The organism is Pseudomonas sp. NPDC088429, assembly GCF_044753305.1.
Classification (GTDB): Bacteria; Pseudomonadota; Gammaproteobacteria; order Pseudomonadales; family Pseudomonadaceae; genus Aquipseudomonas; species Aquipseudomonas rustica.
Genome location: NZ_JBIVMX010000011.1, coordinates 40,839 through 58,776 on the forward strand (window position 1 = coordinate 40,839; position 17,938 = coordinate 58,776).

At 60.0% G+C, this 17,938-nt stretch carries 18 protein-coding genes; 11 read left to right on the top strand and 7 right to left on the bottom strand.

Annotated features, from left to right (window positions below):
- Positions 1-72 precede the first annotated feature (72 nt).
- Together ACIP66_RS08820 and ACIP66_RS08825 are read right to left on the bottom strand one after the other, a co-directional pair.
- Entirely contained in the window at positions 73-369 is a 297-nt protein-coding gene (locus ACIP66_RS08820; protein ID WP_158960136.1) for a 2Fe-2S iron-sulfur cluster-binding protein, read from the bottom strand.
- Between the two features lie 94 nt (positions 370-463).
- A complete protein-coding gene (locus tag ACIP66_RS08825; protein ID WP_212545761.1) occupies positions 464-1,726 on the bottom strand; it encodes an MFS transporter in 1,263 nt (420 codons plus the stop codon).
- Positions 1,727-1,875: 149 nt separating this feature from the next.
- Between ACIP66_RS08825 and ACIP66_RS08830 the strand changes: the two genes are divergently transcribed.
- A complete protein-coding gene (locus ACIP66_RS08830; RefSeq protein ID WP_053124106.1) occupies positions 1,876-2,331 on the top strand; it encodes a helix-turn-helix domain-containing protein in 456 nt (151 codons plus the stop codon).
- Positions 2,332-2,352: 21 nt separating this feature from the next.
- Here ACIP66_RS08830 and ACIP66_RS08835 read toward each other — a convergent pair whose 3' ends face one another.
- Positions 2,353-3,267, bottom strand: a complete 915-nt coding sequence (locus ACIP66_RS08835; protein ID WP_212545762.1) for a LysR family transcriptional regulator — start codon at positions 3,265-3,267, stop codon at positions 2,353-2,355.
- A 221-nt stretch (positions 3,268-3,488) separates the two neighbouring features.
- Here ACIP66_RS08835 and ACIP66_RS08840 point away from each other — a divergent pair, with 221 nt between their 5' ends.
- The 4 genes from ACIP66_RS08840 to ACIP66_RS08855 all read left to right on the top strand — a co-directional run bounded on the left by ACIP66_RS08840 (position 3,489) and on the right by ACIP66_RS08855 (position 7,956).
- Positions 3,489-4,979 (top strand): aldehyde dehydrogenase, encoded by a 1,491-nt coding sequence (locus tag ACIP66_RS08840; RefSeq protein WP_400647213.1) that lies wholly within the window; start codon positions 3,489-3,491, stop codon positions 4,977-4,979.
- Between the two features lie 352 nt (positions 4,980-5,331).
- Entirely contained in the window at positions 5,332-6,318 is a 987-nt protein-coding gene (locus ACIP66_RS08845) for an ABC transporter substrate-binding protein (RefSeq protein WP_400647215.1), read from the top strand.
- 10 nt (positions 6,319-6,328) lie between these two features.
- The gene (locus tag ACIP66_RS08850; protein WP_008081110.1) at positions 6,329-7,132 is read left to right on the top strand and encodes an ABC transporter permease; all 804 of its coding nucleotides are present in this window, start codon (positions 6,329-6,331) and stop codon (positions 7,130-7,132) included.
- On the top strand, positions 7,120-7,956 hold the full coding sequence (locus ACIP66_RS08855; RefSeq protein ID WP_158960125.1) for an ABC transporter ATP-binding protein: 837 nt from the start codon (positions 7,120-7,122) through the stop codon (positions 7,954-7,956). Before ACIP66_RS08850 ends, ACIP66_RS08855 begins: the two co-directional genes overlap by 13 nt.
- A 98-nt stretch (positions 7,957-8,054) precedes the next feature.
- Here the strand turns inward: ACIP66_RS08855 and ACIP66_RS08860 are convergent, their stop codons facing one another.
- Positions 8,055-9,134 (bottom strand): endonuclease/exonuclease/phosphatase family protein, encoded by a 1,080-nt coding sequence (locus tag ACIP66_RS08860; RefSeq protein ID WP_400647217.1) that lies wholly within the window; start codon positions 9,132-9,134, stop codon positions 8,055-8,057.
- A 75-nt stretch (positions 9,135-9,209) separates the two neighbouring features.
- Positions 9,210-9,884 (bottom strand): YciC family protein, encoded by a 675-nt coding sequence (locus tag ACIP66_RS08865; RefSeq protein ID WP_053124097.1) that lies wholly within the window; start codon positions 9,882-9,884, stop codon positions 9,210-9,212.
- A 178-nt stretch (positions 9,885-10,062) separates the two neighbouring features.
- Here ACIP66_RS08865 and ACIP66_RS08870 point away from each other — a divergent pair, with 178 nt between their 5' ends.
- The 5 genes from ACIP66_RS08870 to ACIP66_RS08890 all read left to right on the top strand — a co-directional run bounded on the left by ACIP66_RS08870 (position 10,063) and on the right by ACIP66_RS08890 (position 14,689).
- On the top strand, positions 10,063-10,809 hold the full coding sequence (locus tag ACIP66_RS08870; protein WP_400647218.1) for a DUF2076 domain-containing protein: 747 nt from the start codon (positions 10,063-10,065) through the stop codon (positions 10,807-10,809).
- Positions 10,810-11,024: 215 nt separating this feature from the next.
- Positions 11,025-11,504, top strand: a complete 480-nt coding sequence (locus ACIP66_RS08875; RefSeq protein ID WP_007949802.1) for an NYN domain-containing protein — start codon at positions 11,025-11,027, stop codon at positions 11,502-11,504.
- A gap of 22 nt (positions 11,505-11,526) precedes the next feature.
- The gene (locus tag ACIP66_RS08880) at positions 11,527-12,132 is read left to right on the top strand and encodes a PolC-type DNA polymerase III (RefSeq protein WP_053124223.1); all 606 of its coding nucleotides are present in this window, start codon (positions 11,527-11,529) and stop codon (positions 12,130-12,132) included.
- Positions 12,133-12,363: 231 nt separating this feature from the next.
- Complete coding sequence (yedA, locus tag ACIP66_RS08885) at positions 12,364-13,299, top strand: drug/metabolite exporter YedA (protein WP_400647221.1); 936 nt, start codon at positions 12,364-12,366, stop codon at positions 13,297-13,299.
- Between the two features lie 52 nt (positions 13,300-13,351).
- On the top strand, positions 13,352-14,689 hold the full coding sequence (locus ACIP66_RS08890) for a DEAD/DEAH box helicase (RefSeq protein ID WP_007909704.1): 1,338 nt from the start codon (positions 13,352-13,354) through the stop codon (positions 14,687-14,689).
- 86 nt (positions 14,690-14,775) lie between these two features.
- Here ACIP66_RS08890 and ACIP66_RS08895 read toward each other — a convergent pair whose 3' ends face one another.
- On the bottom strand, positions 14,776-16,023 hold the full coding sequence (locus tag ACIP66_RS08895) for a TIGR03862 family flavoprotein (RefSeq protein WP_400647222.1): 1,248 nt from the start codon (positions 16,021-16,023) through the stop codon (positions 14,776-14,778).
- 266 nt (positions 16,024-16,289) lie between these two features.
- Positions 16,290-17,210, bottom strand: a complete 921-nt coding sequence (locus ACIP66_RS08900) for a histone deacetylase (RefSeq protein ID WP_159813639.1) — start codon at positions 17,208-17,210, stop codon at positions 16,290-16,292.
- A gap of 83 nt (positions 17,211-17,293) precedes the next feature.
- Between ACIP66_RS08900 and ACIP66_RS08905 the strand changes: the two genes are divergently transcribed.
- The gene (locus ACIP66_RS08905) at positions 17,294-17,863 is read left to right on the top strand and encodes a GNAT family N-acetyltransferase (protein WP_400647225.1); all 570 of its coding nucleotides are present in this window, start codon (positions 17,294-17,296) and stop codon (positions 17,861-17,863) included.
- The last annotated feature ends 75 nt before the right edge of the window (positions 17,864-17,938 follow it).

Genomic DNA, 17,938 nt, shown 5'->3' on the forward strand with positions numbered 1-17,938 from the left:
GTTTATGGATAACGGTTTAAACAATGACCAAACTTTCAGTGTTACTTGCACAACGATTTCAACAGCGTTACATCAGCCAATGATGTCAATGGCCACTTCACCTCTCAGCAGGCACTGGCATGCCAGGCGGTATTCTTCACCGCTGTAACCCAGTACTTCGATAAATGCTTCTTCATCGTCATCCCGAGGATTCAACGCCTCGATACCTGACGTCACCTTGATCAGACAGGCCCCGCACGCCCCGACCCGACAGCCCAGCGGGATCAGATTCTTCCCGCCGGCTTCGTATTCGATATCGGTAAAGGGCGCGTTAGTCGGTAACTGAAATTCAAGTTGGTGCGCATTAATGGTTAATGTGTGCAGCGCCATACATGCCCCTATCAATAGTAAAGTTCGTGTGGCAGGCACACAGTTTCACGCCGGACTGTGTCGGCTATGAACGTTACTTGTCGCGATGGAAAAGTTATCGAGAGGTCAGCTCGAGGTACATCCAGTAGAGCAAAGCAATGCCGCTGAAAGTTGCACCTAATATACAAACAGCCACCCAGCCCCAATGCGCATAGGTGTAAGTGGCTGCAATTGCACCGGCACCACTGCCCACCGAGTAGAAACACATATAGGCGCCCACCAGACGGCTTTGCGCGTCGGGCCGTGCGGCAAAAATCAGGCTCTGGTTGGTCACGTGTACCGCTTGCACGGCGAAGTCCAGCAGCACCACACCGACCACCATGGCGAGCAACGAGCTTTCAACAAATGCAGTCGGCAACCAGGACAGCGTCAACAGTGCCAGGGCAATGCCGGTGGTGCGATTGCCCAGACCCTGGTCGGCCAGACGTCCGGCGCGTGCCGCCGCCAGCGCACCCGCCACGCCGGCCAGACCGAACAGACCGATCTGCGTGTGTGAAAGTGACAATGGCGGCGCGCTCAGTGGCAAGACCATGGCGGTCCACAACACGCTGAAGGCGGCGAAGATCAGCAGAGCAAACGTGCCGCGGACGCGCAGCGTGGGTTCGCTGAGATATAACTGGAACACCGAGCCGAGCAGGCGCCAGTAGCTGCCTTTGGTGGGCGGCGTGGTCGAGGCCGGCATCGTTCGATACAGCACCAGCGCCATGCCGACCATCAAGGCCGCCGACACGAAGTAGACGCCGCGCCAGCCGGCGAGGTCAGCTACTGCGCCAGAAACGAAGCGCGCGAGCAGAATGCCCAGCACCACACCGCTGGTCACGGTGCCGATGGCCTGGCCACGTTGATCCGGGCTGGCGAGGGTCGCGGTGTAGGCGACCACCACTTGCACCACAACCGCCATCAAACCGACCAGCACCATCGCGCCGAGCAGCATGCCCCAGTCCTGAGCCAGCCCGACCGCACACAGCGCCACGGCACTCAGCAACATCTGCGTGAGGATCAGGCCTTTTCGGTTGAGCAAGTCGCCCAGCGGCACGATGAACAACAGACCCACTGCGTAACCAGCCTGTGTCGCTGTGACCACGATACCAATCGTGCTCGGAGCGACCGAAAGGCTGGCAGCCATCGACTCCAGCAACGGTTGAGCGAAGTAGACGTTGGCCACGGCCATGGCGCAGGTAATGGCGAAGAGAAATGTCTGGTAACGACTTAAACCGGCACGGTCTGGACTCTGTAAAGGCGCGCAAGCGGCGGCTCCGGCGCCCGTGTTTTCGGCTTCGACGTCCATCTTCGAAGGCTTTTGAGGGTTCAGCGACATCATTCCATCCTTGGGAATAACTGGTTTCTAAACGAAACCGATGCGTTGATTTTTAGCAAAACTGGTTTTAATCTACAACTAGTTTTTCAAAATATTTTTGTCTGACGTTAGAACTCTTTTGCAACGCACTTCCCTTAAATTGGAGAAACATGGCCAGACAGCAGCTACTGGCACAAAGCGAATGTCCTGTGGCCCGCACGCTTGAGGCTATCGGCGATCGCTGGGTGTTGATGATCATCCGTGACGCGTTTGATGATGTGCGGCGCTTCAGTGAATTCCAGAAGCGTCTGGGCCTGGCGAAGAACATCCTCACGGTGAAACTCAAGAGGCTGGTCGAGCTGGGTGTGTTCGACATCCAGCCCGCTTCCGACGGCACGGCCTACAAGGAATACGTGCTGACCGAGATGGGGCGTGCGGTGTTTCCCATCGTGATCAGCATGCGTCAGTGGGGGGAGCGTTACCTGTTCAGCAAGGGCGAGAGCTATTCAGTGCTTCTGGACAATGATCACGCGGAGCCGGTCGAGACCATTGCTGTGCGTTCCAGGGCGGGCAAGGTGCTGAGCCCGGCGGATTGCCACCGTCGCGTAGTCAAGCGCCGCACTTGAAGTCTGCGCGGGCTTGGGGCTTCAGCCCGCGGCTTTGGCCGTCAGGTGTTCGCGGCAATAATCGGCAAACAACTGCGCCGGTTTAGTCAGTTGCCCACGCTTGAGCCACGCGGCCACCAGACCCGACCCGGTGACGTCCTCGGCAATCTCCACGCACACCACTTTCTTGCCATCGTAGGTGCATTCGGAGTGAGGTTTGGTCACCAGAATCGAAAAACCAAACCCCTGACCGACCATCCCGCGCACCATCTCGATCGACGGCGAGCTGAATTCGATGCGCGGCGTCAGACCCAACTCTTCAAACAGGCTGACGAAGTAGGTTCGACTCGGTTGTACGTCCAGCAAAATCATCGGTTCCAGGCATAAATCCCTCAGCGAAACCTGCTTGTATTCGGCGAAGCGGTGGTCGGCGGGCAGCAGCGCGTAAGGCCGTTGCGCCGGCATCAACGGCTCGGTCTGAATAGTCGCATCGAGGTCGTGTTCGTAGAGGATGGCCAGATCAAACGCACCGGCGGTCAAGCCTTGCACCAGTTCCTGTTGCTCACCATCGCGGATGCGGATTTTCACTCCCGGATACAGCGCCGAAAACCCGGCGATCAATTGCGGCAGGTACAGCGGCGCGACGGTTTCGAAGCAGCCGATATCAATTTGTCCCGCGACAATGTCGTTGTCGGCCAGTGCGTTCTGCTCGAACTCCTTGGCCATGCGCAGCAGTTCTTGTGCCTTGCGGAAAAACCGCGCGCCGCTGGGCGTCAGTGACACGCCTTGGGCGTGATGACGGATCAGCAGTTGCACGCCGAAGCTGTCTTCCAGGCCTTTGATCGCAGTGGAAATTGCCGGTTGCGCGATGTACAGCTTGCGCGAGGCTTCGGCAACGCTGCCGCATTCGACGGTGGTGATGAAGTATTTCAACTGACGCAAATTGTAGGCGGCCACGGCAAACCTCAGGACGAGCGGACTCGACTTCAAAGCAATTTGTGCGCCGCCACGTCCGTTGCGCGACGATGTTTTTATCCTTCAACCATAGCCACCTGCGCAGCGATTGGGGGAAGTCATTGCCCAGTGTTTTTATTGCCTGCGAAGATATTTTTACTATTTTTAGCCCGCGCGGGCCTGAGCGACCATCGATTCACAATAACGTCTCAGGAGCATCCGTCGTGTTCGAGCTTGCAGAGTGGCAGCGCCGTGCCGTTGCGTTGAAATTTCCCGATCACGCCGTGATCGACGGCCAACATTGCGCCGCGCAGTCGGGGCAGACCTTCGCCGCAATCAATCCGGCGACCGGGCAGTGCCTGGCGAATGTCGCTGCGTGTGGCGAGGAAGATGTCGATGTGGCAGTGCGCAATGCGCGGCAAGTGTTTGAGGCGGGCACCTGGTCGCAACGCCCGCCCGCCGAGCGCAAGCAAGTGTTGCTGCGCTTGGCGGATTTGCTGATGAGCCATCGCGAAGAACTGGCCTTGCTCGACTCGCTGAACATGGGCAAACCGGTGATGGACGCCTACAACATCGACGTGCCGGGCGCCGCCGGGGTGTTCCGTTGGTACGCTGAAGCCATCGACAAGCTCTACGATCAAATCGCGCCCAGTGCGCCGAATGTATTGGCAACGATTACTCGCGAGGCGCTCGGTGTGGTTGCGGCGGTAGTGCCGTGGAATTTCCCGTTGGACATGGCCGCGTGGAAACTCGCCCCGGCGTTGGCGGCGGGTAATTCGGTGATCTTAAAACCGGCGGAGCAGTCGCCGTTTTCGGCGTTGCGTCTGGCCGAGTTGGCGCTGGAAGCAGGGTTGCCGGCGGGTGTGCTCAACGTGTTGCCGGGTCTTGGCGAGCAGACGGGCAAGGCGTTGGGTTTGCACGCGGATGTCGATTGTCTGGTGTTCACCGGCTCGACCCAGGTCGGCAAATATTTCATGGAATATTCCGCGCAGTCGAACCTCAAGCAGGTGTGGCTGGAGTGCGGCGGCAAGAGTGCCAATCTGGTGTTCGCCGATTGCCAGGATCTCGATCTGGCGGCGGAAAAAGCCGCGTTCGGGATCTTCTTCAATCAGGGCGAAGTCTGCTCGGCCAACTCGCGGTTGCTGGTGGAGCGTTCGATTCATGATCAGTTTGTTGAACGGCTGAAAGCGCAGGCTGAACGCTGGTTGCCGGGCGATCCGCTGGATCCGCAGAGCAGCGCGGGGGCGATTGTCGATAGCAAGCAAACGGCGAGCATCATGGGTTTTATTCGCAGTGCCGAGGAGTTTGGGGCGACGCGGATTTGTGGCGGGCAGCAGCGGCGGTTTAACGGGTCGGACAATTTTATTGAGCCGACGATTTTTACTGGTGTGACGGCGGATATGCCGCTGTTTCGTGAAGAGGTGTTTGGCCCGGTGTTGGCGGTGGTGCCGTTTGACACTGAGGAAGAGGCGCTGCGCTTGGCCAATGACAGTGTTTACGGATTGGCTGCTTCGTTGTGGACGGATGACCTCAACCGCGCACATCGCGTGGCGCGGCAGTTGCGCGCGGGTACGGTGTCGGTGAATACCGTTGATGCGCTGGATGTGACGGTGCCGTTTGGCGGCGGTAAACAGTCGGGGTTTGGTCGCGATTTGTCGCTGCACTCCTTCGATAAGTACACCCAACTGAAAACCACCTGGTTTCAGTTGCGCTGATTGTTGCTGCCTTGAGAAAAGATCGCAGCCTTCGGCAGCTCCTACAGGTTTAGTGGTGTTCACACGAACCCCTGTAGGAGCTGCCGAAGGCTGCGATCTTTTGCATTTCAGGCGCTTGCACCACTCTGGTTCGCACTGCTCTTTCACAGTGCGCACTACCCAGTTTTTTCATCATTTGCAGCCAACAATTTCCTGATTTTCCTCTCCGCGCACATGGGCCACCATCGATCTTGCCCGCCAGCCGAATGTTGTCCGCCCAAGCGTCCGCGAGAGACCAACGGCAGCAACTGCACAACGGCCGGCGACCGTACTGCCCATGACAAAACTAAATCAACAGCGTCGGGAGTGCTCCATGATCAAGTCCTTGTGTCTCCGTCTCACTCACCCTCTGGCAATCACTGCTCTTGCCGCCACGGTCGCGACCAGCGCCCAGGCCGGCACCCTGTCCATCGGCCACACCACGTGGGTCGGTTACGGCACGCTTTATCTGGCTCAGGATCTGGGCTACTTCAAGGAGAACGGTTTGACCGTCGAATTGCCAGTGGTCGAAGAGGCGTCGATGTACATGGCCGCGCAAGCGTCCGGGCAATTGTCCGGTTCGGCGTCGACCATCGATGAAGTGCTCAAGTACCGTCCGCAGTTTTGCTTCAAAGCGGTCGCGGCACTGGATGACAGCCATGGCGGCGACGGCGTGCTGGTCGGCAAAGACGTGAAGAGCCTGCAAGAACTCAAGGGCAAATCCGTGGCGGTCAACGAAGGCTCGACTTCGCAGTTCTGGCTCTCGTACCTGCTGAAAAAGAACGGCATGAGCATGAGCGACATCACCGTGCAGAACATGACCGCTGACGATGCCGCCACCGCGTTCATCGCCGGTCGCGTGCCCGCCGCCGTGACCTGGGAACCGCACCTGTCGATGGTGCGCGACAAGCAGCAAGGCAAAGTGTTGATCGACAGCAGCAGCACCCCCGGCGTGATCGTCGATGTGGTCGCGCTCAATTGCAGCGTGATCGACAAGCAACCGGAAGACGTCAAAGCGCTGGTCGCCGGTTTGTACAAAGCCGTGCAGTACACCAAGGATCATCCGGAAGACGCTTACAAAATCATGGCCAAAGGCGTCGGCGGCTACCTCTCCGATCCGAAGGAACTGGCCGCCGCTGCGCAAGGCGTGCGTTTCTACGATCAGGCGATGAGCGAGAAACTGCTCGGCTCACCGGGCAAACCGGGCGACAGCGCGCCGCTGATCAAACTGGCCAACGAAACCGCCAGCGAATTGCAGGGCAAGCCTTACAACGTCAGCAACGACGATCTGGTCGACAACCGCTTCGTCACCCCGCTCTAGGAGGCCTGCAATGTTCAAGCGCAATTCGTGGCTGAGCCGCAGCCTCACGCCGAAAACCGCATTGCCGGTGCAAGTGGTGTGGAGCGCCAGCGCTCTGGCCTGGGTGTTGTTGGTCGGTCTGTGGGCCGGACTTTCTTACGGCGGCATCGTGCCGGGAATGTTTTTGCCGACACCGGGCGCGGTGGTTGAAGCCGCCGTGCGCCTGAGCCGCGATGGCACGCTCGGCACACATGTGTGGGCGAGTGTCGAAGTGGTGATGGTCGGCTTCATCGTGTCGTCGTTGGTGGCGGTGCCGTTGGGGTTGCTGATGGGCAGCTTCCGTATCGTTCAGGCATTCCTTGAGCCGCTGGTGAACTTCATTCGTTACCTGCCGGTGACCTCGTTCGTGCCGCTGTTTATTTTGTGGATCGGCATCGGTCTGGAGCAGCGGGTTTCGGTGATTATTTTCGGCGTGTTCTTTCAGCAACTGGTGATGATCGCTGATGTGTCGAAGGGCATTTCCAAGGATCTGATCAACGCGTCCTACACCTTGGGCTCCAGCCGCCGCGATGCGGTGTTGCATGTGATCGCGCCGGCCTCGGTGCCGGGCGTGCTCGACACTTTGCGCGTGACCATGGGTTGGGCCTGGACGTATCTGGTGGTGGCTGAACTGGTCGCTGCGTCCAGCGGTTTGGGTTACTTGAGCCTAAAAGCCATGCGCGGTTTTCAGGTGGACGTGATTTTCCTCGCCATCGCGATCATCGGCCTGCTCGGTCTGGTCACCGATCAACTGTTCCGTTTTCTCCGACTGAGGGTTGCCGCATGGGCTCAGTGACTGCTGCCAATCATCGTTTTATCGAACCCGTTGCCACCCCTGCGCAAGCCGCGCCGCGTTTGCAGGTGGACAAGGTCAGCCTGCGTTACAAGAAGCCTGATGGCGGCACATTTACTGCGCTGGAAGAGGTCTCGTTCGAAGTGCCGGATCAGCAGTTTGCGGTGCTGGTCGGGCCATCGGGTTGCGGTAAATCCAGCCTGCTGTATTTGACCGCAGGCCTGGCCGAACCGACCTCCGGCGAAATCTACGTTGGCGGCCAGCAAGTGCAGGGGCCGGGCGCCGATCGCGGCATGGTCTTTCAGAGTTACACGCTGTTCCCGTGGCTGACGGTACGGCAGAACGTCGAGTTCGGCTTGAAACGTCGCGGCATGCCGGCGGCGCGGCGCAAGGAGATTGTTGATTACTACGTCAACGAAGTCGGTCTCGCCGGGTTCGCCGACAACTACGCCAAACAGCTGTCAGGCGGGATGATGCAGCGCGTGGCGATTGCCCGTGCACTGGCCAATGATCCGCAGATTCTGTTGATGGACGAACCGTTTGGTGCGCTGGACAGCCAGACGCGCTTGCAGATGCAGCAGTTGTTGCTGCGGGTCTGGGGCAACACGAAGAAGACTGTGTTGTTCGTCACCCATGACATCGATGAGGCGATTTTGCTGGGTGATCGGGTCTATGTGATGGGCGCGAAACCGGGGCGGATCAAACAGATTCTCGACGTGCCGATCGAACGCCCGCGTTCACTGGACATGGTGATGGAGCGCTCGTTTATCGACATGAAACGGCAGATCTTCGGGTTGCTGCATGACGACCTCGAAGAAGTGCACTGATCCCGTGTAGGAGCTGCCGCAGGCTGCGATCTTTTGATGTTGTTTTTGAAGATCAAAAGATCGCAGCCTGCGGCAGCTCCTACACGGGAATGTGTTGGTTATGGAGTGGCGGGGAGCAGGAAGCGGGCGATTACTGGCAGGTGATCGGAGATGCGCAATGTGTCGTCCTGCCGCACCGTCGCTTCCACCCGTTTGATTTTCGGGCTGTAGAACAGGTAATCGACCGTGCGATCCGGGCCTCTGAGGCCGGGGTCGTTGGGGTAGTGAGTCAGCCACTGCGCGCGGTCGATGCCGCTGGCTTCGTTGTTGTTCGGGATCATCGGGTACTTGTCCCACAGCAGGTGCAGTTCGCTGTCGGCGGAGTAGGGCGTGCGTTGCTCGGCGGGCAGGCGCCGATATTGTCCGAGTGGCAACAGATTGAAGTCGCCGCCGATGACCCACGGCAAACCCTGACTTTCGTACTTGTCGAGCACCTTGGTCATCGCTGTCACCTGCGCCTGCAAGGTGTCGTCCGGCTGCCTGGCGCGTTCCAGATGGGTATTGAATACCGTCAGTTGCCCGCCATCGCTGAGCGGCAGTTTGGTCGCGAGCAAGGCATCTTTCGGCTGAAACTGACGGCTGATGAAATTGGCCGGGGCCACCGGCAGTTGCAGGCGTTCGGCGTGTTCGATGCGGTAGCGGCTCAGGGTCGCCAGTTGCCGGCCAACGCTGCCAAAGATGTGCGGATCGGGGACGAAATCGGCCTTCCAGTCAAAGGCATGGGCGCTGCACGGGTACAGGTCGGCGACGCGCTCCTGCAACAGCTTGAGCTGGTTCTGGTAGTCGCTGGCCTTGGCGCCGTCATCGAGTTCCTGCAACAGCACCACATCGGGTTGCTCGTCGCGAATCACCCGAGCCACTTCGTCGAGGCTGAAGGCCATGTCTTCCGTGGTCGGCGCTTCATCATTGCCTTGCGCCAGATCATTCCAGAACACGTAACGCTTGCCGGCCAGGTATTGCACGTTCCAGGTCATGACCTTCAAGGCCTGGCCCGGCACCAGCGTCGGCGGCGTTCCGGTGCAACTGACCGGCAAGGTTTCGCGGGCGTCGGGGCGCCAGGTCAGGCTATAGATCAGCCCGCCGACAAGGACGAGGGCGAGCAGGGCAAGCGCAACGGTGTAGCGCAGTAGGCGGGTCATGGCTCGGCTTATAGCGTTACAGAAAGTGGCCCCGAGCATACCTGACGGCAGGCGCGAAGCCCAAGGGCTGCCGTGTCAGACCGCTCTGTCACGTTTGTCAGGCGATTCGCTGATCAGCATGAAAAGCCGGAACAAGACCACACTGGTGAACAGTTGCAGGAAGCTGTGAGCGCTGTCGATCAACACGGCGATCGCCGGGTTCTGCGGCTCCGGATAGACCGCCAGCGTCGCGCCTTTGAGCAGCCACAGCGGCGTCATCACACAGAGAATGCACAACAGAATCCGCCAGAAATGCCCTCGGGTCAGGCGCAGACTTTCCTTCATCGCCTGCAACGGGCCGAGGCCGCGCAGCACCAGCAGGTATTCGCCGAACGCGAGCATCACCATCAACATCAGGCCCGGCAGGAAATACAGCGACAGGCCGAGCAGGATCAGCAAGGTGTTGAGTGCGGTGAGCAGGGCGAAGCGCGGCCACAGGCGCGCCGACATCGCTAGCAGATCCAGGGTGCGCGGCGACTCGCCACGGGTGCGCGCGTCGAGAAACAGAATCAGGGCAGCGGTGTACAGCGGATACACCAGCAGGCCGACGACCACGCTGACCGAGGAAAAACTGTCCGGATCGGTATTGTGATCGACCACTTGTTGCAGCAGCGCTTCGAAGATCACCAACGGCAGGCACAGCTGCACGATGCTGGCCAAATGGCGTTTGAAGAAATACAGGGAGTCGCGCAGCACTTCGAAGGCATTCATCAGTCGGTATCGCAGGTCGAAAACAGTGGCTCACTTTAACCGATGCGGCGCGGGGCGACACAAACGTAAACATTCGGTAAAGGTCGTTGAAACATCCTGTCACTGTCTCCATTACAGGAGAGCACCTTGTCCGTCGTGGACGAGGGCAACGTTATCCCCGGCAATCTACGAGGTCGCCATGAACAGCGAAGAGCAAACCCTGATCGATGGACTGTTTTCCCGGCTGCAACAGGCCGAAACGGAGGCAGCCCCGCGCGACGCCCAGGCCGAGACGCGGATCAAGGAACACCTGACACGCCAACCGGCGGCAGGTTATTTCATGACCCAGGCGATTCTGGTGCAAGAGGCTGCGCTGAAGAGCCTTGATGAGCAGAACAAGCAACTGACCCAGCAAGTCCAGCGTTTGCAGGCTGAATTGCAATCGGCCAAGGCGCAGAGTGCTGCGCCAGCTTCGAGCGGTGGCGGTGGTTTTCTTTCGAGTATTTTCGGTGGCAGCTCGCGTCCGACTCCGACCCAGAGTGCAGCCCCATCGTCGACTGGCGGCTGGCGCGAACCGGCACCGCAGCAGAATTATGCGGCGCCCGCGCCACAACAGAATGTCGGCGCAGCGCCGCCTAACTACGCGCAACAAGCAGCCCCGGCGGCCGGCAGCAGCTTCCTCGGCGGCGCCATGAAAACCGCCGCCGGTGTGGCGGGTGGCGTGATGCTGGCGCAAGGCATCAGCAGCCTGTTCCACCACAACCAGCAGCCGGAAGAAATCGTTGAAGTGATCAAGGAAGAGCCGGCGCAGGTGGCCGACCAGAGCAACAGTGGCTGGGGCGATGATCAGCGCATGGCCGGCAACGATCAGGGCGGATTCACCGACACCGATTACAGCAACGACGACAGCTCATCGTTCTTCGATGACGACGATTCCTTCGTCTGACCAACGGTCAATCATCAAGCAACACAACCCCTGTGGCGAGGGAGCTTGCTCCCGCTGGACTGCGCAGCAGGCCTTCTTTTAAAAGAAAGGGCCGCTACGCGCCCCAGCGGGAGCAAGCTCCCTCGCCACAGTGCTTTTTGCTGGCATACTGAGCGCCTTTTTCGGGCCCCGCGCCTGATCCCGCTTCGTGCGCTCGCGCGCCCACAGGAACTCCGGTGAAAAAAATCGCAGTGTTCGCCGACGTGCAGAACCTCTACTACACCGTGCGTCAGGCCTATGGTTGCCATTTCAACTATGCCGCGCTGTGGGCCGATATCAGCAAGGACGGGCAGATCGTCGAGGCCTACGCCTACGCGATCGACCGTGGCGACAGCAAACAGCAGCAGTTCCAGCAGATCCTGCGCAACCTCGGCTTCACCGTGAAGCTCAAGCCTTACATCCAGCGCAGCGACGGCTCGGCCAAAGGCGACTGGGACGTCGGCATCACCCTCGACATCATGGACGCCGCCGACCACGTCGACGAAATCGTCCTGGCCTCGGGTGACGGTGATTTCGACATGCTGCTCGAACGCATCATCAGCAAACACGGCGTGCAAGCGGTCGCCTATGGCGTGCCGGGCCTGACCGCCAACTCGCTGATCCGCGCCGCCAGCCGTTACGTGCCGATCGAAGGCGCGCTGTTGCTCAAGAATTGATTTGAACGGAGTTGAACCCGGTTTGGAACGCATTGCAGTCATCGACTTTGAAACCACCGGCCTCTCGCCGAACAGCAGCTGTCGCGCCACGGAAATCGCCGTGGTCATGCTGGAAAACGGCCGCATCGTCGAGCGTTACCAGAGCCTGATGAACGCCGGCGTACGCGTCCCCGCGTTCATCGAACAACTGACCGGCATCAGCAACGCCATGCTGCGCACCGCGCCGCCGGCCGAGCAGGTGATGAACGAGGTCAACGAGTTTGTCGGCTGCACGCCGCTGGTGGCGCACAACGCCTCGTTTGACCAGAAGTTCTGGGACTTCGAACTGGGGCGAATCAAGCGCACGCGGTTGCAGAATTTTGCCTGCTCGTTGCTCTTGGCCCGTCGCTTGATGCCGGCAGCGCCGAATCACAAGCTCGGCACGCTCACCACCTTCGCGCGCCTGCCGCACACCGGCCAGGCTCACCGGGCCATGGCCGATGCCGAGATGGCGGCCAACCTGATGGCGCATCTGGCTGAAGAATTGCGCGGCAAGCATGGCGTGCGCGAGCTATCGCACGACCTACTGTGCAAACTACAAAAAGTCCCCGCCGCGAAAGTCAGCGAACACCTGCAGCGCTACCGCTGACCTGAATCAAGTACAAAACCCCTGTGGGAGCGAGCCTGCTCGCGAAAGCGGTGTATCAGACAACATCAATGTTGAATGAAAAACCGTATTCGCGAGCAGGCTCGCTCCCACTTTGATTCGGTGTTGCTTGCTCAAAAGTGTACCGGCGCGATTAACGGGTTTTGTAACTTATTTTTGCCCGCCAGCCTTTCTAGAATATCCAATCCCAAGACTCTGACTGTCGAGCTGCTCATGTCCGCCCTGCGCCGTTTTTCCCTACCGCTGATCGCCGCGTTTTTTGCGCTATACGTGATTTGGGGATCGACCTATCTGGTGATCCGCATCGGCGTTGAATACTGGCCGCCGTTGATGCTCGGTGGTGTGCGCTTCGTGATTGCCGGCACATTGATGTACGCATTCCTGCGTTGGCGTGGGGCGCCGGCGCCGACGTGGGCGCAGTGGAAAGCGGCGGGGATCATCGGGATTTTGCTGCTCAGTTTTGGTAACGGCGCGGTGAGTGTGGCCGAACACACCGGTGTGGCTTCGGGCGTGGCGGCATTGGCGGTGGCGACGGTGCCGTTGTTCACTTTGCTGTTTGGTTATTTCTGGGGCGCACGCAATACGCGTCTGGAATGGGCCGGGGTCGCGTTGGGGATTATCGGCATCGCCATGCTCAACATGGGCTCCAACCTGCAATCGAGTCCGCTGGGCGCGGCGTTGCTGATTTTTGCTGCGGCGACCTGGGCGTTCGGTTCGGTGTGGAGCAGACATTTGACGTTGCCGCAGGGCGCGATGGCCAGTGCGGTGGAGATGTTGGTCGGCGGCGTGGTGCTGCTGATCGGTAGCGCGATGACCGGTGAACGCCTGCAAGCCGTGCCGCCGATGGAAGGCTGGCTGGCGCTGGCGTACTTGATCTTCTTCGGCTCGATCATCGCCTTCAATTCTTATATGTACCTGCTCAAGCACGTGCGTCCGGCGGCGGCGACCAGTTATGCCTACGTCAACCCGGCGGTGGCGGTGTTGCTCGGGATCGTGTTTGTCGGCGAGACCATCGGCATCGAAGAAGCGCTGGCGATGCTGGTGATCATCAGCGCCGTGGTGTTGATTGGTCTGCCGCAGTGGCGTCGTCCGGTGCAGCCGCCAGTCGTGGCGCCGACAGCCGTTCCCACAGAAACGCGTACGAATTAGGGTAAACTGCGCGGCATTGCATGCCTGCGTTATTTTTTCCTACGGTACTTCCATGACTTTCGCCACCCTTGGCCTGATCGAACCCTTGCTGCGCTCCCTCGAGAAGCTCGGCTACCAGACCCCGACGCCGGTTCAGGCGCAAGCCATTCCGGCCGTGCTGGCCGGTCGTGACCTGATGGCAGCGGCCCAGACCGGCACCGGCAAAACCGCCGGTTTCGCCTTGCCACTGCTGCAGTTGCTGGCCATGGAAGGGCCGAAAGTCGCCGCCAATTCGGTGCGCGCACTGATTCTGGTGCCGACCCGCGAACTGGCCGAGCAGGTTCACGAAGCCGTGCGCCAGTACGCCGAAAACCTGCCGCTGCGCACCTACGCGGTGTACGGCGGCGTCAGCATCAACCCGCAAATGATGAAGCTGCGCGGCGGTGTTGACCTGCTGGTGGCGACGCCGGGCCGTCTGCTCGACCTGTTCCGTCAGAAGGCGCTGAAATTCAATCAGCTGCAAACCCTGGTGCTCGACGAAGCCGATCGTATGCTCGACCTGGGCTTCTCCGAAGAACTGTCGAACATCTACCGCGCACTGCCGAAGAAGCGTCAGACGCTGCTGTTCTCCGCGACTTTCTCCGACGACATCCGCCTGCTCGCCGGGCAGATGCTCGACGATCCACTGACCGTTGAAGTCAGCCCGCGCAATGTCGCCGCCAACACCGTTAAGCAGTGGATCGTCACGGTGGACAAGAAGCGCAAGGCCGAACTGTTCGTGCACCTGATGCGCAAGAACAAGTGGAAGCAGGTGCTGGTGTTCGCCAAGACCCGCAACGGCGTCGATGCGCTGGTGGAGAAACTTCAGGGCCTCGGTGTGAACGCCGACGGTATCCACGGCGACAAGCCGCAGGCGACCCGTCAGCGTGCACTGGATCGGTTCAAGCTCAGTGAAGTGCAGATTCTGGTCGCGACCGACGTAGCTGCGCGGGGGCTGGATATTGAAGACCTGCCGTTGGTGATCAACTTCGATCTGCCGATCGTGGCTGAGGATTATATTCACCGTATTGGCCGGACTGGCCGTGCAGGTGCGACCGGTGAGGCGATCTCGCTGGTGTGCGCGGATGAAGTGAACATGTTGTCGGCGATTGAAATGCTCACGCGCCAGACCTTGAAGCGTCAGAACGAGCCGGATTTTGAGCCTGAACACCGTGTGCCGGACACCGATGCCAGCGGTCAGGTGATCAAGAAGCCGAAAAAACCGAAGAAGCCGAAAGCTTCGGGTGGTGGCGGCAAACGTAATCTGGGCAAGTGGGTGGACAGCGGCGAGACGCAGGCGCCGGAGCCATCGGTCAAGCCTGTGCGTAAGGTGCCGGTGTTTAACACTGGGCCGCGTAAGCGTAAGCCGTAACTCCTGTAGGAGCTGCGGCACGCTGCGATTTTTTGATCTTGCTTTTGAAGATCAAAAGATCGCAGCCTCGTTTCACTCGTCAGCTCCTACAGAGGTAGGGGGTGTTTGAGCCATTGCAGTATCCCCAACCCTGCCGCTCGCCCGCTGGCAAAACACCCAGTCAGCAAATACCCACCCGTCGGCGCCTCCCAATCCAGCATCTCCCCCGCGCAGAACACCCCCGGCAACGCCTTGAGCATCAAACGCTCATCCATCGCCTCAAACGTCACGCCCCCCGCACTGCTGATCGCTTCGTCCAATGGCCGCGTTTTCACCAGCGTCAGCGGCAACGCCTTGATCGCCCGCGCCAACAGCGCCGGATCAGCGAACGTCGCCCCATCCGTCAGCTCCCGCAGCAACGCCGCTTTCACCCCATCAATTCCGACCTGACTGTGCAGATGCTTGGCCATCGAGCGCGAACCGCGTGGCTTGCTCAACGCCGCTTGTAATTTATCCACAGGCCGGCCGGGCAGCAGATCGATGTGGATAACCGCCGCGCCGTATTGATTGATCGCCTCACGAATCGGCGCCGACAGCGCGTAAATCAGACTGCCCTCAATCCCGGTCGCGGTGATCACGCATTCGCCCAAGCGCGGAACGTCGTCGTTCAAACCAATGGCGATATTTTTCAGCGGCGCGCCGGCGAATTTGCTGACCATCAATTCGCTCCAGGCCTGCACCTCAAAGCCACAATTACTCGGCTGCAACGGTGCAAGTGCTACACCGCGTTGCTCCAGTGCCAGCATCCATGCACCGTCGGAACCGAGGCGCGACCAGCTGCCGCCGCCGAGGGCGAGCAGGGTGGCGTCGGGTTTGACGGTGATTTCGCCTTCGGGGCTGTCGATGCGCAGTGCGCCGTGTTCATCCCAGCCGAGCCAGCGATGGCGGGTGTGGATAACCACGCCGCTGTCGCGCAGGCGCTTGAGCCAGGCGCGTAGCAGCGGGGCGGCTTTCATGTCGGTGGGGAATACGCGGCCGGAGCTGCCGATAAAGGTTTCGATACCCAGATCATGAATCCATGTGCACAACGCGTCGGCGTCGAAGCCGCGCAGCAGCGGGGCGATTTGCGGTGCGCGTTCGGCGTAGCGCGAGAGGAACGCCGGGTAGGCTTCGGAGTGGGTAATGTTCATGCCGCCGACGCCGGCGAGCAGGAATTTGCGGCCCACCGAGGGCATGCCGTCGTAAATATCGACGCGGATTCCGGCCTGGCTCAGCACTTCGGCGGCCATCAGGCCGGCGGGGCCACCGCCGATGATGGCGACGTGAGCGGGGGAGGAGGCGGAATTCTGGGTCATGGCGCGCTGCGGTATGGCGGGATAAGGCGCGCATTCTAACAGCGCAGATCCCTTGTAGGAGCTGAGCTTGCTCGCGAAAGCGGTGTGTCAGCCACCGACAATATTGAATGTAAGACCGCTTTCGCGAGCAAGCTTTGCTCCTACAAGGTTGTGATGGTTAAAAATTAATCAGTGTTTTGTAGGGCCCGGACGGTATGGGCTGTAGGCCCTTTCACGCAGGTTATCCACAGGCAGTTCCACAGCGATTGTGGGTAACGCAGCACAGCTCAATGACAACCGTGTGACTGCCAGACCCGCTGCGCACTGTGATGGAGGATGCCGTGGCGGCGGGCGAGGGCGTGGCGATCCTTACTGTAGCCGCCGCCAATCACGCCCATCACCGGAATGTCGCGGCCCAGGCAATGGCGCATCACACTTTCATCACGGGCGGCGACGCCTTCATCCGTCAGTTGTAGATAGCCGAGGGCGTCGTCCTTGTGCACGTCGACACCGGCGTCGTACAGCACCAGATCCGGTTGATACAGCGGCAGCAAATAATTGAGCGTGTCATCGACCACCTTCAAATAATCGGCATCGCCCATGCCTTTCGGCAGCGGTATGTCCCAGTCACTTTCCGCTTTGCGTGCAGGAAAATTCTTCTCGCAGTGCAGGGAAACGGTAATCGCCTCCGGCGTGTCGTGAAGAATCCGTGCCGTGCCGTCGCCCTGATGCACGTCGCAATCGAAGATCAGCACGCGATTCACCCGGCCACTTTGCAGCAGGTAATGGCTGATGATCGCCAGGTCATTGAAGATGCAGAAACCCGCCGGGTAATCGTAATGCGCGTGATGAGTGCCGCCGGCCAAGTGACAGGCCAGACCATGTTCCAAGGCTTTTTCCGCCGCCAGAATCGAACCGCCAACCGCGCGCACTGTGCGTCGCGCCAAGGCGTCGTTCCACGGCAGGCCGAGGCGCCGTTGGTCTTCGCGGGACAACTCGCCGCTCATGTAGCGTTCGATATACGCACGGTCATGGGCGAGGGCGAGGATGTCGTTGGGGCAGATCTCCGGGCGCAGCAGGTCGGCATCGCGGGTCAGCCCGCTGTCGACCAGGTGATCGCGCAGCAAACGGAACTTGTCCATCGGAAAGCGGTGATCCGCCGGAAACTCGGGGCTGTAGTCTTCGTGGTAGATCAGCGGCAGTGGCATGGCGTATTCATGTAGGAAATGTTGGAAAGAGTGAAGGATCCTACCAGCGATGTAGACTTGCGGCATGGAAACGGAGGGGCACGATGGAGCCGATACTGGAACTGCAAAGCGCACGCTTGTTGATGCGCCAGTGGCAGGACGAAGATTTGCCGGCATTTGCGGCGATGTGTGCCGATCCTCAGGTCATGCGTTATTTTCCGGCTGCGTTGAGCCGACTCGAAAGCGCCCCGCTGATCGGGCGGATTCGCGGGCATTTTGCCGAGCACGGTTTCGGCCTGTGGGCGCTGGAGCGCAAGGACAGCGGCGAATTTATCGGTTTCACCGGGCTCGGCGTGGTCGGTTTCGACGCGCCGTTTACTCCGGCGGTGGAAATCGGCTGGCGTCTGGCCAAGGAACATTGGGGGCTGGGCTATGCCAGCGAAGCGGCGTGGACGGCTCTGCGCTGCGGCTTTGACCGGATGGCCCTGAAAGAAATCGTCTCGTTCACCGCGCAAATCAATCTGCCGTCGGAGAAAGTCATGCAGGCGATTGGCATGCATCACGCCCCTGACGATGATTTCGATCACCCCAAGCTCGCCGTCGATCACCCGCTGCGCCGCCACGTGCTGTACCGCATCACGCGGGAGCAGTGGCTGGAAACCTTGCATGGATAAGCAGACACAGACGTTTACAATGGCGCGATAGTGGCTCGCGCCAGAACCTGAATCGACCGTTGCAGCCAAGACTGC